Raw genomic sequence first — 15360 nt, forward strand, 5'->3', positions numbered from 1 at the left:
GTATTCTCCTCTATCTAAAAGCGCGACTCGCGCCAGACATTCCAATTAAATCCCGTACAAATTCTTGCATGGGTAATAAGGGCTCTATACACCCCCCGGTAACAGCCAAGCAGACGGGAGGTGGCTGCGTAGGTATCCACTCCAGCTTCCTCGGACACCGCCGCCAAAGTCGTCTCTAGGCCAGCTTCCAGTTCAGGAAGACGGTCCTGCAATATTCCGGCAGGCACCTCCTCGAACCGGCCATGGGCCCAGGGATCAATTGCCTCGCCGATGACGGTCTCCCATTCCCGAACATGCTTCCCAAAACCGTCTTGGAACACGGGGCAGGCCGCCCGGGCATCGGCCAGCATTTTGAACCGATAGGCGATGGAATTAAGGCTGCCGACCAGAGCCGCAGTCTGCTCGGATGAATTATCCGGAATCAGTTCATAGTCGATGCTCCCCGCCCATCTGCCTGCTTTCCCTGCGGAAATCTGCATACAGGCCAGCCCGGATGCCGAAATGTCTCTTTTCCGGTTCGAGGCCGGTTGCGTGGATTGTTCAAGAAAACGGCTGGCCTGACGGAAAAACCGTCGTACGACACGCAAGCACATTTTCTCAGGACGTTGCGAGAAGGGGAACGAGGAGACAAGCGCGCCAAAGGTAAGAGCCAGGAGCATGGACAAGGCGCTATTGGCAAACGCCGCGAAATCATACTGCTGCTGCGAGCGAAAGCTTACCAGCAACAGGAACGGCAAGATGCTGGCCATCTTGAGCATCGTCATACGTGGATGCCAGAATATGTAGTAAAGCACTGTCGTGAGCGTAAACAAGAGTATGGATAATTCAAAATATCCGGACAGGTGCGGCATGACGAAAACATACAAGACTCCGGCCAGGAGAATGCCGACACTTTCCGAAACAAAGAACTTTGCCCACTGTATGGGCGCGAGCTGGCCCAGCAGGATATTGATCCCGACAAAGACCACAAAAAAAAGATGTCCCGGCCCATCAACATAAATCCAGAAAAACGCGGCAACCCAAATGCCTACGAAGCCACGAGCCAAGCCGGCGAGACTGTCGGCATCCGCTGGTCTGGACAGAGCGGAAACCTTTTTCGGCTGTTCCCAGATGCTAGATCGGGGCGGTGATACGAGCATTTGAATGGTTATATGCAACGAGGCTACCAAAGTTTCGATCCGCTCCAACGCATACCGCACGTTGTTCCATACAGCCTGTTCATGGTGAGAAAGCATGGCAAGCTGTCTTGTATCAACGGTGAGGTCAACCCTCTGCGGTTCGTCTCCGGAAGTTGCCTGCAACAGAAGAGCGGACTGGTCCAGACTTTCAGCAATAGCCGCCTGGAATTCATCGATATTAATGAAAACCATTTCCACCGGCATGTCAGGCGGCAATTCTGAAAGGCTCTCGCGCCACAATTCCAGGGATTCCATAAGCTGTTCAGTCTGACTAATGAGTTGGCGCCACCAGCCTCGGACTTCATATATTTCAAACTGCTCCACTTCGGCTGCGTCCAAAACTCGCCACAGTTGTGAAACAAGCTGGGCCTCCAGCCCATACAAGGCCTCGGAGCCGGAAGATGCGCAATCCCGCATCATAGAAAAACAGCCTTGCAAAGCCTTTTTTTGCGTATCCAGTAATTTCACCACCAGGTTATTCAAACCAAGAGCGCTTTTTTGCGGCCACAACAGCGTCGATACCGCTGAATAGACCACCACACCCAAGGCGGTTTCCTGAACGCGCGACGTTACGAGGTTGAATATTTGCTGCGAGGTGTCGGGGACATAGGAGGCCAGAAAAAGGCTGATATAACCGCAGATAAACCAGACATACACATATCGGGATATTGTCATGCGGTATATTGAGTATCCAAGTATTATGGACATGCCGAACACGAATGCCCAACGGTCCTGGGCAAACAGCGCCACAAGCAAAAGGGCTAAGCCTCCGCCTAACAAAGTTCCCAGCAACCGGTGCAGCCCCTTATTGATCGACTCTCCTACGGTAGGCATACTGACCACGGCCACGGCAATGCAAGCCCAACTGGGGTTGGACCATCCAAGCCCCATGGCAATACCGCCGGTAATCGCCATGGCAAGTCCAGCCTTGATCGATTCCCGAGCGGGAAGAGAGAGGGAAAAAGAATACGATGGTTGCATCTGAATGAACAGTGAATGGACTGCCTTTCTTAACAATAGGCAGTCGCTCACCCTCCTTGTGGGGCCGAATGAAATTTGAATTTACTAAAGCCCGCGTTTAACTATCCGATTTATATATATTGCAGCGAGCACCAAATCTTTTCTACAGGTGTAGACTAATGTCGAACACTTGTCTACACTTGTAGAATTATGCTATCAGGGATAGGAATCGCCCAAAGACCGGCTTCCAGTGATCAAAAAAATGTATTAATATGGCTGGGTTCTTCTCCCGGTCACTGCAAGCCGAAAGCAGCGGGCAATTGTCAAAATAGCGCATTCCCACCTGTGATATGCCAAGGAAAAGAACAAAAATGCCTCCCCAAAAAAACAGATCTAAAAAAAACACGTCAACGCCTGGCAAACGTCAACGCAATCCTGTTGCCACCAGACAAGCCATCCTGGATTCGGCGCGTCTGGCCTTCACTAAATATGGGTATGACGGTGCAGGGGTAAGGACGATAGCCGAGAATGCCGGTGTGACGGCCATGCTGGTGAAGCACTATTTCGGCTCAAAGGAACAACTCTTTGAGGAAGTGGTGGAAGAGACGCTTGCCATGCATGGTCTGTTGCGTGCTGCTTGGCAAAACGAGGAACACAACGCTGAAGCCTTGGGCCGAGATATGGCCAGAGAACTTATGGCCACTTCCAATTCCGGCATTACTCCCGACGGTACTGTGATTCTCCTGCGCTCGGTCGGCAACGAACAGGCCGCCCGAATCTTGCGTGAAAAGGCAATCCGCTATCTTGAACCTATCACCGGAAACGCTCCTGGGAAGACTCCGGAAATCAACGCTGCGCTTTGCCTTGCTCTAATATCCGGATACAAGCTCATGCGCCAAGTGATCAAACTGCCTGCGTTGGAAAAAGAAAATACGGAGGAACTTGCCAATATCCTTTCCAAACTCTTCACTATACTGAACGAGCAAAAAACATCTGACGCTCCGGACTGAGTATCCGAACCATAGCTGAAAAGAACGCGCAGGTGTCCAGAGAGTTATAGACTAACAGTTCTTCGAAGCCTCCGGCAGGCATGGCATTCAAGAGGCCAAGAGCTCAATTCTCTTCAGCTCCACCATTCGAAATTTCTAAGAATTAAGCCTGGTTATCGATCAAGATGACTAGGCTTTTTCGTCGCTGGTGATCCTGTAGGTGAACCGGGTGTGAACATCGCCCCTTTCTTTGAAATAGAACCGATTTAGTTCAATACATCAATTTGTTTTCAGACTTAATCCATTCATCAAAAACTTTTATTGATTCAGAATGCAACATTTGAACTAATGGAATTTTCCGTTTGTTCATATCTATGCACATTTCTTTATAAATATCAGCATCATCAAATCCAATTGAGGCAGCATCATTTTTTGTATTTCCATAATAAATTGCATCTATTCTTGCCCACCAAATGGCGGCTAAACACATCGGACAGGGTTCACAACTTGTATAAATCTGACTCCCCGAGAGATCAAAGGTTGATAGTTTTTTACAAGCCATCCGTATGGCTACTATCTCGGCATGAGCGGTTGGATCGTTTGTTGGTGTGACTAAATTCATTCCTTCACCGACAATTGCATCCTTATTAACTACGACGGCTCCGAACGGTCCACCGCCACGTAAATAACTTTCCCTCGAAAGCTCTATTGCGCGCATCAAATATTTTTTTTGATTTTTCATTTTGTCACCTTTTTATTGCCTATAAAATGTACAGGTTAATATCAATGAGTTATTGTGACTTGTCTTGCAGCATCTAAAACCGAATATGATCAGCTACTGATCGCCCCCGTCCTTGAGATAATCCCCCTTTTCCTTGTCATGACCATTCCTTATTGCTAAATTGAAAGTAATATAGGAGGAGAGTGATGTTTAGTCTCCGCATCTTTGGGGAAGCTTTTGCCTCCAAGGTCAGGCCGATTTGTCAGTTGCATCTCCATATTCTTTCTTTCATCCTTTTGGCAACGCTGACCGCTTGCATTATGCCCCCACCCCAATATCAGGATCCACTGGCCGATCTCAATACCACGCAGTCCGTGTCCGGTTTATATGAAGAGGTGCGCCTGGGGCTGCTTTTTTCTGGAAATGTACAGAAGTCACAGGACTTCATCAGCAAGTATCGCGAAGCCATGAAAATGGGTATTTTTTCCAATACCGGGGCCATGGAGGATCTGGATACAGCCTACGTGTCGAATAATCTCCGTAAAATTCTTACCCGGTTGTTCGGGGAAGTGGTCAAGGTCGATTCTCTGGAGCAGGCCAGGTCCATGGGGTTGGACTTGGTAATGGTTTTTGACACGCAAGTGAGTCTGGGGAGCATGTCAGGTGAGCAGAATTCCGTGAATCTTAAAGGATCGTTTGTAGACTGGGAACGCCGTGTGCTTGCCGAAGTTGAAGCGCATGGCGTGAGCGTGGTTCCCTATCCGGCCAGTTCGGTCGGATTCAAGGAAGCAGCGGGAAGGGCTCTTGCGGCTTTGAGCAACGAGTTGGGCACATCACGCAGGCTGGCAACTGCCATTGATGAAATTAATGCACCGGTCGCTGTTGTTGCGGGTATTCCCGCTCCGGTTGCGGTAAAGGGTGAACGGTATGCTCTGGTTATCGGCAATAGCGCATACAGGGATGCCCCTTTGAAGAACCCGGTCAATGACGCCAAGGACGTAGGCAAGGCCCTGCTTCGGTTGGGATTTAATGTTATTCTGGTCAAGAACGCCAGGCTGCGCGATATGGAGAATGCCATGGACCGGTTTTACGCCAGTCTGCAGAAAGGCGGCGTGGGGCTGTTCTATTATGCGGGGCATGGCATGCAGGTTGGGGGAAGGAATTATCTCATCCCTGTTGACGCGACCGTCAGATCAGAATCCGATGTCCGCTACGAATGTCTTGATGCGGGCCGTATCCTAGGCAAGATGGAGGATGCCGGTAATGCTCTTAACATAGTAATCCTCGATGCCTGCCGCAATAATCCCTTTGCCCGCAGTTTTCGTTCGGGGCAGAGGGGGTTGGCTCGCATGGACGCGCCAACCGGGTCCATCGTGGCCTATTCTACCGCACCGGGTTCCGTGGCCGCTGACGGCAGTGGTCGCAACGGCGTGTACACGAAGTATCTGCTTCAATACCTGATGCAACCGGGACTCGATATCAGCGATGTCTTTTTTTACACGAGAAAGGGCGTGGTGCAGGAAACCGGTGGCGGGCAGGTGCCGTGGGAGTCCTCCTCGCTGGTTGATCGTTTTTATTTCTTGGAAGCCCCATCCTATCAGCGGTAGTTGGGCGACTGTGTGAGTGTAGTGGGCTTGTATTAACACTCAGATCACGTTCTGGTAGAGTCGGTGCCCTTAAAGAACGGGGACGATGTTAAGTAATTCTCCTTCAAGACAGTCCAAGCCTGTCGCTTTTTTTATCATGGGGCGGCAAAAGCCCCTCCACCATTCTGAGCAACCTTGTCGCCACAAAGACCAAAATAAGATAAATACACGCGGTCAGTAAAAATATCTCAATGGGTTTGTACGTCCGGGCCACGATGTTCCTGGCCATGCCGGTCAGTTCAAGGAGCGTGACCACACTGGCGAGAGAGCTGTCCTTGATGGTGTAGACCACTTCGTTGCTATAGGCGGGAAGGCCGATTCGTATCGCCTGAGGCAGCACAATCTTCCTGAATATCTGCCACCGGGACATGCCCAGACACATCCCGGCTTCAATCTGTCCTGCGGGTACGGCCTCTATGGCCCCCCGGAGCAGCTCGCCTGTATAGGCGGCGGTGTTCAGGCAAAAGGCCAGCAGGGCACACAGCAAAGGTTGCCGAAGCAGCGGCCATATAAAGCTGTCCCGCACGCATTCCAACTGGGGCAGGCCGTAATAAATCAAAAACAGCTGCACCAGGAGCGGGCTTCCACGGAAAAAAAAGATGTATGCGTATGCAGGCCATCTGAAATATTTTTTCCTGGATACGCGCAGAAAGGCAACCACGAGGGATAGTGCCAGCCCGAGAACAAGGGTCAGGCCCACAAGCAGCAAGGTCAATTCCGTTGCCGCCAGCAGCTTGGGAATCGACTTCATCATCAGTTCGAAATCCATCAAAGCACCTTTCTAATCCCACGTTGGCTCTTTTTTTCAAGCCATTCCATGACAACCATGCTGATTGCCGTCAGAATCAGGTACAAAAACGTGGCTGCAAGGTAAAACAGAAAAGGTTTTTTAGTGAACCCCACTGCGGAGCCGGTTTTTCGCATCAATTCCTGAACTCCGATGACGGACAGCAAAGCCGTGTTCTTGAGCAGAACCAGAAAAAGATTACCCAGCCCCGGCAGGGCAATTCTCCACATCTGGGGCAAGATGACCTTTCTGAATGTCATAAAAGGAGTCAGCCCCGAAGCATAGGCCGCCTCGGTCTGTCCTTTGGGCACGGCTTGAATGGCGCCTCGGAACACTTCCGTGGCATAGGCCCCGAAAATAATACTCAGGGCGACTACTCCGGCCCAGAATGCATCCAGCTCTATATATTCGGTATATCCAAAATACAGGGCCGCATCGTTGATTGCCACGCTGCTGCCAAGATATACGGCAAGGACAAAGAGAAGTTCGGGTATACCCCGGATGAAGGAAGTTATTCCGTCCGCCGCGCCCCGTAACATTTTGTGGCCGGACAGTTTCGCTGCTGCACCGGCCATTCCAAGACACAATCCTATTCCAAGAGAATATCCTGATATCTGTATGGTGTTCAACACCCCCATCATCAGGGACTCACCATACCCATCAAGACCGATCACTACAGACCCCTCCTTTGCGGGAATAATTACATTCCAAAACCGTAGATATCGAAATTGAAATACTTGGAAGCTATTTTTTTGTAAGTTCCGTTCTTCAATATTGTAGCCAAAGCTTCATCCAACTGCTTTTTCAGTTCGACATCACCTTTTCGTACCGCGATACCGATGCCTTCTCCTATATACTGCGAGTCTCTAACGGGGTCTCCGGAAATTTGCAATTCCTTTGCTTCCGGTTTTTTGAGCCATTGGTTCATAAAGTAGCTCTGGGCAAGATAGGTATCGATGCGGCCGGCCAGAAGGTCCAGGAGACCCCGGTTGTCATCGTCATAATAGACCACATCAACGCCGGGGTATGTGTTTTCAATATAGGAACTCCAGGTAGTGGAGCGCTGCACGCCGACCCGTTTACCCTCCAGTCCCTCTTTCGAAATGACCATGCCGGAGCCCTTTCTTGTTACGTAGCTGCCGCTTTCTTCATAATACTTTTTGGTGAACGCTACGGACTGTTTTCGTTCTTCCGTGATGGACATGCTGGCCATGACCATATCCACCTTGCGGGCCAGAAGGCCGGTGATTATACCGTCCCAGTCCAGAACCACGAATTTGCACTCACGTCCGATTATCGCGCAAATCTGCTTGGCAAGGTCTACTTCAAATCCTTTGGGAGTTCCCTGGCTGTCCACATAATTGAAAGGCGGATACTGACCCTCTATGGCTATTTTCAGGGGGGCCTGCGCCATGGCGCTTCCTGCAGACAGAACAATAAGCATAAATACGAGTACTGCTATTTTTTGCATTCTCTTATCCTTTTTTTGTTGCGGCATTCCCTTGTTAAAAGGAATGTCATTATATTTTAGGCTATTGTGGCCGTGAACCTATGCCGCTCTTTTGGAGACAATCAGTTAAGCCGCAAAGACATTTTCTTGAAAATTGATTTCGAATTTAGCCGGTGACAGTCTTTCATGTCGGAACTCGTTTTTCGCGATTGTCGCAGGGCCCGATATACTGCTGTGGAAGAATCCGGGATGCTCTGCAATTCAGGCATGATTACTGGACTGATAGCTGCTTAAAAGGGCTGTGCTACGTTCATATTCCAGATCGTAATTTAGACGCTTGGATTTGGGCATCCGCTTTTTCTGTGAAATTCTGTCGGACTTAAACCAGTGCTTACAACCTTGTAGCAAAACCACTTCTTTCCACATTACAGGCAAAAAAAACTCGGTTGAATATCAATTAGTATATTAAAGTTGCCTAATCCTCTTTTGTTAGCCTCAAAAAAGCATGTTTTGAGCAGAATAGGTCTATTTTAAAAGCAATCGAATTTCTCAAAGTGACTCAAAGCCTGGTCCCTATTAACACACCAGCCGCCGCCGTCCTTCCTCCAAAAGTCTGATTGACGAGGGCTTTTCTTGGGTAAATTTTTGCCACTCAGATATTTTTATCACCTGCATACATAGATTGGGCTTCATTATGCTGAAATTTCAGGAGGAGTTTAACTCTTTTTGTCCGTTTTCTGTGGCTTTGTAAATTCGTGAAATTGCGGTCGCTGCTTATATAATGCTGTAAGTTACATGATTTGCGGTATCTTTTCGAGGTGGGTAATAAAAATCATCGGTGCGGAAATCTTGGCAGGGTTTATTGAGGCAGAGAGTCTTGTGCGTAAAAAAAATGGTGCTTACTGGTGCCGTCGAAGATAAAATCGGTTATTTGGGGGCCCTAGGGGGGGGGGCTGGATGATAACGGCATGACGCTTACAAGGTCTTAATGGGCGGAGGAAAAGTACTATTTTTATCTTCCTCCGCCCTCTTTCTTTTGGTGATCTTTCCGGGAAAAGTCATCCCGGTGAAGGCAGATCTCCGCTATTTTTTATATTTTGTCTTCCATATGTTCATTATTTCAGCTGTTGTCGGAGTAAAACCGAAATATGTTCTATGGTTTTTCAAATAGGACTCTGTTGCCTCTTTTGTGTAGCTGGATGAGCCGTCAACGGGCATAATGGAGTAATACCCTTTGAAATATCCTGTTTTAGCAGTACTTCCCACGCATACATCCGTGATGTATCCGGTCGAGATAATGGTTTTGATGCCCTTTGCCTGCAGATATGCATCCAACTGAGTGTTGATAAAAGCGCTGTAACTGTTTTTTATGACTTCCGGCTCACTGGTAAGACGCTTCACCATCCCCTTGTAGTATTCCTGACCGTAGCTTCCCGGAGCACAGAGAAAATCTGCTTTATTGGGCATTTGTCCCTTTTTTCTTGAAATGTTTCCGACCATATAGGGGGGCAGGGAGTCGGCAGGTGAATGACTGCTTTTAATCCATATTACGGTTGCTCCAGCCTGACGGGCTGCTTCGATAAACTTGTTCAGAACCGGAACGTTGGCTTGAAGAGTTTTCACCGGCAGGCCTGCCTTTCCGAGCATACCGTCATCGGCGACATAATCATTTTGCGTGTCAACAACGAGAACGGCGCAAACATCAGGTGAGACCTGTTCCTCCAGAGTTGTAAGGAAATGATTGTCCCCGAACGCGTTGGAAACAGTAAAATTTAATAATAGAAGGAAAAGTGTGATGGTTGTTGCTTTCAATTTCATATCATCCTCTTTTTGCGAGATATTTAAAGTGATCAGGATTGTCTGTAACTGCCTTTTCCTGCCTTGATTTTTTGCCGACGTGTGCACTGCGACCGGTAAAAAGGCAAAAAAAAAGCTATCTCAAATACAATGACAACGCTTTCCTCATGAAAAAGAACTCATGGAGGTGCGTACATAGCATTTGAAATAGCGGTCATGTCGGGCTCTCTTGCGAGCTCCCTCAGCCAACTGTGGATACTCTTCTATCTGACGGATTACACAGATGTCAATAGCTGTCTTTGGGGTGTGCGGAAAACCCGCATGTTTTTGCAGTATTGTATTTTTGATTTTATATGGAGGGCAACAGCTCCTCAACGCTTCTGTCTAACAGCACGGCACACATCGACATTTCCGATTTGGGATCATAATCCTTTAAAACCGCTAAGGGTTCGAAAGAAAGGAAGTTTTCAAGTTCCTGTTTAAACATGTTTTTGAACTGCATGAGCAGCGCAAGATCCATCATTCTGGTTGTGAATCGATCCGTTTCATCAAGGGAGTTAAGAGCCGGTACACGTTTGTTATGGGCAATAATGATTATTTTATCCTGAAAAAACTCAACCTTTTGCCAGCGTAACCCCTGGCCGAAGATGGATATATTAACGGCATTGTGCAGCTTCATTATTTCCTGTTTAAAGTCTCCTGCGAGCATAAAATGATTCCTGTTATGTGGTGGTAAAAAGTTGTAAGAATCAGGTATTGTTTATATTGCTGCTGATTCAGGCTGGAAATGCTTTTCAGTCTTGCCCTGTGAAAATTGGAGAGTGGCCTGCATGGACTATACTGGCAGTCAAATAAATTTCACATAAACCTGTTGGCGAATGTTTCTAACCGAGGTCTTACTTTTCGTCCTGTTTCATGCCTTCTTCTTGTCCCGAATTGGGGAAAGAGTCAATTTGTCCACATGAAATTACGTTTTTGTGATTTAGCTGTGATTCAAAGGTTAGAGACGATAAAGAGTGAGAGGCTGATGGCTAAATCCGTTTCCTGAATCTGTTTCGAAATATGATCATGGAGACTCCCAAGAGGACAAAAACGCTGCCGAGCAAAAACATTGGTGTAATGCGTTCGCCTAGCAGCAGATATGCGAATATCCCTGAGAATAAGGGGATGAACAAGGATATTGTAGAGGTCATGATAGCCGGTAAGCGGTTGGATAAAACGGCAAACCCCAAAGTAGGAATTGCTGTCGACAGGATGCCGAGAGCCAGAAAAATAACAATTGAGTTGAAATCCGGTTCTATATGCATGGTTGATGGTTGCAGGAAGGAAATCAGGCCCGCCCCCAGTCCTCCGATGAAAAAGGTCAGGAACGTAACTGTCTTTGCATTCAGAATGATAGTCTTCTGCGATAGCCGTTGGTAAAAGTGGGCGTATAAAGCCGTTAACATCGCAGCGAAAAGAGCCATACTCCGTCCGATAAAGCTGTGCAGCGTAGAGTTTCCGGTAAGAGAGATTCCCGGTGAGAGTATTACGGCTATCCCCACAACAGCCAGCGTCGCGCCGAGGATTGCCGCTTTTGGTGGCTGTGGGCCAAGTATTTTCTCTATTGCCAGCACAAATAATGGAGGCGTGCTCAACAGGAGCGCTACATCCGCAACCGGGGCCATTTGAAATGCCGTAGTCGCCATAAGGTAATATCCGGCTAGAAGCGTGGCCAGTAGGTAGCTTTCAGGTCTGGCAAGAGTGTTTCTGCATAGTTTCTGACGTGAGCCGGAAAGGAATCCGGGCAGAATGGCCACGGGAAGGGCTATCAGGAGTCTAGCCGCAGTAATGGTCGCAGGATGCCGCGGGGGAAGCAGGCGTACAAATACCCCGGTCATGCCCCAGGCCATGGCTGTAACTGCTGCCAGAGTGAACGAGGTCAAATCCACATCATGCCTTGCGTTCGAACTTAATTTGTCAGGCATTGCATTGAGATCCTTGAAGTTCAATATTATCAAGCATGGCGGCAATGATTCTTTTGGCGGAATGAACTTTGCTGCTGTCTCCATCAAGTCCGGAACACACCATGGCGCCCTCAAGAATAAAAGAGAATGTTTCGGCAATCTCAGCGGCCTGTTCCTTAGTGACTGACGGTAGTTCCAGAACATGCTTTTCAAATAGGGATTTTACCATTGTCTTGTGCTTTCTGATCGCATCTCGCGTAGGGGAGTCCAATTCCAGTTCTGCCGCCGCGTTCATCATACCGCAACCTCTGAAACCATGTGCCGCATATTCAATGTCGGCGTGGTCTATATATGCGTCAATCACTGCGAGTACGCGTTCTTTGGGATTTATGGCGGTATCTTCCCTACGGGAATAGATGGCTGTCCATTCATTGTCCCGTTCCTCTATGTAGGCAGCGACCAACTCCGCTTTTGAAGAGAAGTTGTTGTATAAACTCATTTTTGCGACGCCTGCTTGTTTTGTGATGGTGTCTATGCCTGTGGCGGTGATGCCCTTGGTATAGAATAATTCTCGTGCAGCAGTGAGCAGGCGTTCGCGTGCGGTAGGTGTTTTTTTCTGCATTGGCTAACCTCTTATTATGTAGATCGGTCTACACATTATCTTGATCAGCAAATGGAATCAACTGCAAATGTATGTCTGAGGTTGACGCCGAGATGTGGAGGAAAAAAAGGTCTGGTTAAAATCTCACCATTTCCCTTTTGCCTGTTTATCCCGCAAATATTGTTTCGATTAAAGCAATGTCTGCAAATATAAATAGTTGGGAGATGTTTACGGATATGCAGACAGTCTTAGTTATTCTTGCATTATTTTCTGTGTTTATATAGCCTGTTAATCATCAACATAACGCAAAAGATATCCGTCAGGAACACAGACCCTGACTGGAATTCAAGCTTTTGGGGATAATCAATCCACTGAAATCCTATACCTCAGGCCGGATTGCAGATACCGGTCCCAGGATCGAATAAAACCATAAACCAACGAGGAAAGGAAATGAGCAGGGAACAGGATAAGAACAAATTGATTTACATAGGTTACCATCCACGGACGCATGACGGCAGTTCTCCACTGGCGCACAGTCTCAGTGAAGCCGTTGCATTAAAAGACGCCTTCAATAAAGAGCAGGGAGAGGGTAAGCTGCGTGCCGAGTTGTTTGAAATAGCCTACACAGATACTTGTGCGGTTGCCGTTATGGAAACAACAATCGGAAAAGTCTGGCAGTACCTATAGTCCCCTCCGGGATTTTTCAAACCGTTTTTGCAGTAGTTTCGCCTTATACCAATCTCGTAGAAATTTTAATACAGGGGGCTTTCCGGTTCCCATTCCCTATGCATTTCGGCCCGGAATCTGTTTGACGGATTCCGGGCTGCGTTTGTTTTATACAGAGATGCCCAAAACGGGCTCCTGCCTGATTGCTCAAAGCTCCAGCCGTTTCTTTTGATTTCCTCTGTCCGCTCATAACCCGCACTCGCAGGCGATGGTTTCCAAGGTTTTGAAATCATTATGTCTGCATTAAGACGACTTTCATTTTGTGATGCGATTGTGCTGTTGCCTTGGCGGAGCAAAGCACTAGATGAACTTCTTCTCTACGACTGTTCAGAATCAAGATCAAAAAAGTGATCGTTCCATCTGCTTTGTTGCTCAGGGTATCATTTCCTGTAGGTGTTTTGACGGACAGACAGGAAAGGTGTGTTGTTGTTAAACTTGAAACCAAGTTGAAGTTTAACCGGGTACTTGTGTTGAATGGCAACATATTTAGTCGATTGGCAAAATGTAATTAAATAGCAGGAGATAATTTTGAACATAGATAAAATTAAAAATGTATTGGCTGAAGAAGGCTTCCGTCCTGAAGTAGATGAAGATGGCGATCTTCTTTTTAAATACGAAGGGAGCACTTATTTTATAGATACTGAAGATGACGATAAATATTTTATTAAAATTGTTCTCCCTAACTTCTGGGAAATAGAGAGTGAAGAGGAAAGAAATCTCGCTTCTAAAGTAGCTCTGGAAACGACAGCATCGGTTAAGGCAGCAAAAGTATTTCCGGTAAATGATGATATGTGGGCTGCTGTTGAGTTCTTTCTGCCGAATGAAGAGGCTTTGGCTCCGATTCTATCAAGATTATTAGATGTAGTAAGTGGAACTGCAGGCATGTTTGCAGAAGGCATGCAGGCTGAATCCTAATTAACCCTCTAATAAGTATGTCTAAATCTGGCCTTGTGGAGCATAACTTCGCCCATGTAGGTGTATTGGCGGACAGACACAAGCAGAATTTTAGACTAATCGCAATTTAGCGGTTTATGCTGATAGGAACAGTCTGTTCAACAGGTTCTGCCGTAAAACCTGTGTCGGGCACGGCTTGTAACAAACTTAACTTTAAGGATTGAAGATGAGAATACTTACATTAATATTTTCGGCAGTTTTGCTTTGTACTCTTCTGGTTTCTGCTGCCCAGGCAAATGATCTTTGCACGGGTAAGGAAGGGACCTGGATTGTCGCTCCTACTCAGGATCCCAACTTCGGCAATTTTTACCTCGGCGGTATGTGTGATAACAACTCATGCTACCATGTAACTATTTCCACCGATGCCAATGGCGAAGAAATGGTCGGTCTGGCATTCACCTGCGAAGATATCGGTGACGGTTCCAAGGAAAAACTCTGGGTTTTTGTTGATGTGGAAACCGGCGAGAAGCAGGAAGTGCAGGCTACGCTGCAGGATGTGAACACTATCCTGCATGACGCCCTTAACCAGTAGTTTCCAGGAGGCCTGCCGGAACTCAGGCTGCCTTTCGTAACTGCCTTCATTCTAACTCCCGAACCGAGTTGGTGGCTATTGAAGATACGTTATGTATGATTGAGGGGGAAGGACTCCCCCTCAATTTTGATAGAGATGTCAGCAATTTTGTTGCTGGCAGATTCAGGTCTTATTTCGAACTGAGCCGATCAGCTTTCTTCGCCCCAGGCCTTGGCGCTGCGTTCCACTTTTTTACGCACGCTCTTCCAGTCCGTTTCATGGTTGAACATGGAATCCGGTAACGCGGCCAGCATTTTTTCATACAGGCCGAGTGGAACCGTGAAGGTCAATTCATCGGTCTTCATGAATTTCCTGGCCGAAGGATCAAGCCCGCCCAGTACAGCCTTTTCCAACCCCTGTTGCTGATAATAAAGAGGCCAGGCCAGAAGTCCGGTACAGCCCGCGCCGAAGGGGGAAACCACGCATTCCATGTCGCCGGTGGTGAATACGGTCTGGATGAAGAGTCCGGTCAGAATTTCGGGCCGGGCGAAGAAGATAACGAATTCCGGCTTTTCGGCATCGGTGAAACTGGATAACGGTTTGAAGATACAGTATTTGCCGGTGGCCTCACGGGGGTTCACCTTGAGCATGAATTCGCGCATGGCATCGGGATTCGGCATGTACCTTTCGCCGTGAAGCGGTGTGCCCTCAAAACCCGTTGAAACATAATGCTCGATAAACCTGAGGTGAGGCTTCATCATTGAGCAATAGTAAACGCCGCCGGGACATCCGTATTCTTCCGAGGAGATAAACGCCGCACTGCGTTTTTTTCTTGCCAGCCAGATATTGCCTATGACGCAGGAAAATGACTTCATTACTTCCTGCATGTCCAGTTGTCCGCTTTCTTCCAGTTCACGGGATATGGGAGTTCCTTTTTTCGGTCCGTAGGCGTTTTCCGGCAGGGTGTCGCTGTAGTAAACTCCGAAAGGCTCTTCTCCCAAGCCTAAATGCTCCATGAAGGTAGCGGTATCGTCAAGTATGGATTGCATAGCCATATTCTCCTCCTTTGTTTGGAAAATCGTGGCAGGTTGTCG

At 47.8% G+C, this 15360-nt stretch carries 15 protein-coding genes; 5 read left to right on the top strand and 10 right to left on the bottom strand.

Annotated features, from left to right (window positions below; translation table 11 throughout):
• Positions 1-14: 14 nt before the first annotated feature.
• Complete coding sequence (locus tag ACKU4E_RS17620; RefSeq protein ID WP_320172656.1) at positions 15-2159, bottom strand: FUSC family protein; 2145 nt, start codon at positions 2157-2159, stop codon at positions 15-17.
• A gap of 350 nt (positions 2160-2509) precedes the next feature.
• Here ACKU4E_RS17620 and ACKU4E_RS17625 point away from each other — a divergent pair, with 350 nt between their 5' ends.
• The gene (locus ACKU4E_RS17625) at positions 2510-3148 is read left to right on the top strand and encodes a TetR/AcrR family transcriptional regulator (RefSeq protein WP_320172375.1); all 639 of its coding nucleotides are present in this window, start codon (positions 2510-2512) and stop codon (positions 3146-3148) included.
• 250 nt (positions 3149-3398) lie between these two features.
• On the opposite strand, the gene ACKU4E_RS17630 is transcribed toward ACKU4E_RS17625, so the two are convergent.
• The gene (locus ACKU4E_RS17630) at positions 3399-3869 is read right to left on the bottom strand and encodes a nucleoside deaminase (RefSeq protein WP_320172376.1); all 471 of its coding nucleotides are present in this window, start codon (positions 3867-3869) and stop codon (positions 3399-3401) included.
• Positions 3870-4168: 299 nt separating this feature from the next.
• On the opposite strand from ACKU4E_RS17630, the gene ACKU4E_RS17635 reads away from it, so the two are divergent.
• On the top strand, positions 4169-5455 hold the full coding sequence (locus tag ACKU4E_RS17635) for a caspase family protein (protein WP_320172377.1): 1287 nt from the start codon (positions 4169-4171) through the stop codon (positions 5453-5455).
• A 103-nt stretch (positions 5456-5558) separates the two neighbouring features.
• Here the strand turns inward: ACKU4E_RS17635 and ACKU4E_RS17640 are convergent, their stop codons facing one another.
• The 7 genes from ACKU4E_RS17640 to ACKU4E_RS17670 form a co-directional block, all read right to left on the bottom strand.
• Positions 5559-6263, bottom strand: a complete 705-nt coding sequence (locus tag ACKU4E_RS17640) for an ABC transporter permease subunit (protein ID WP_320172378.1) — start codon at positions 6261-6263, stop codon at positions 5559-5561.
• Entirely contained in the window at positions 6263-6955 is a 693-nt protein-coding gene (locus ACKU4E_RS17645; RefSeq protein ID WP_320172379.1) for an ABC transporter permease, read from the bottom strand. The genes ACKU4E_RS17640 and ACKU4E_RS17645 overlap by 1 nt, the downstream gene beginning before the upstream one ends.
• A 26-nt stretch (positions 6956-6981) precedes the next feature.
• Positions 6982-7752, bottom strand: a complete 771-nt coding sequence (locus ACKU4E_RS17650; RefSeq protein ID WP_320172380.1) for a transporter substrate-binding domain-containing protein — start codon at positions 7750-7752, stop codon at positions 6982-6984.
• 1062 nt (positions 7753-8814) lie between these two features.
• On the bottom strand, positions 8815-9549 hold the full coding sequence (locus tag ACKU4E_RS17655) for a cysteine hydrolase (protein WP_320172381.1): 735 nt from the start codon (positions 9547-9549) through the stop codon (positions 8815-8817).
• Between the two features lie 328 nt (positions 9550-9877).
• A complete protein-coding gene (locus ACKU4E_RS17660) occupies positions 9878-10237 on the bottom strand; it encodes a Na-translocating system protein MpsC family protein (protein ID WP_320172382.1) in 360 nt (119 codons plus the stop codon).
• A gap of 322 nt (positions 10238-10559) precedes the next feature.
• Positions 10560-11495, bottom strand: coding sequence for a DMT family transporter (locus tag ACKU4E_RS17665; protein ID WP_320172383.1), 936 nt, complete (start codon positions 11493-11495; stop codon positions 10560-10562).
• Positions 11488-12096, bottom strand: a complete 609-nt coding sequence (locus tag ACKU4E_RS17670; protein ID WP_320172384.1) for a TetR/AcrR family transcriptional regulator — start codon at positions 12094-12096, stop codon at positions 11488-11490. The genes ACKU4E_RS17665 and ACKU4E_RS17670 overlap by 8 nt, the downstream gene beginning before the upstream one ends.
• A gap of 429 nt (positions 12097-12525) precedes the next feature.
• On the opposite strand from ACKU4E_RS17670, the gene ACKU4E_RS17675 reads away from it, so the two are divergent.
• From ACKU4E_RS17675 to ACKU4E_RS17685, 3 genes are all read left to right on the top strand, one after another.
• Positions 12526-12762 carry a hypothetical protein gene (locus ACKU4E_RS17675; RefSeq protein ID WP_320172385.1) on the top strand — a complete coding sequence of 79 codons (237 nt, stop codon included), beginning with the start codon at positions 12526-12528 and terminating at the stop codon, positions 12760-12762.
• 567 nt (positions 12763-13329) lie between these two features.
• Positions 13330-13716: a hypothetical protein gene (locus ACKU4E_RS17680; protein WP_320172386.1), complete on the top strand. Its 387-nt coding sequence runs from the start codon at positions 13330-13332 to the stop codon at positions 13714-13716.
• Positions 13717-13921: 205 nt separating this feature from the next.
• Positions 13922-14287 (top strand): hypothetical protein, encoded by a 366-nt coding sequence (locus tag ACKU4E_RS17685; RefSeq protein WP_320172387.1) that lies wholly within the window; start codon positions 13922-13924, stop codon positions 14285-14287.
• 188 nt (positions 14288-14475) lie between these two features.
• On the opposite strand, the gene ACKU4E_RS17690 is transcribed toward ACKU4E_RS17685, so the two are convergent.
• Positions 14476-15321, bottom strand: coding sequence for a DUF169 domain-containing protein (locus ACKU4E_RS17690; RefSeq protein ID WP_320172388.1), 846 nt, complete (start codon positions 15319-15321; stop codon positions 14476-14478).
• Between the last annotated feature and the right edge of the window lie 39 nt (positions 15322-15360).

The organism is Maridesulfovibrio sp. (assembly GCF_963677005.1).
Taxonomy (GTDB): Bacteria; Desulfobacterota; Desulfovibrionia; order Desulfovibrionales; family Desulfovibrionaceae; genus Maridesulfovibrio.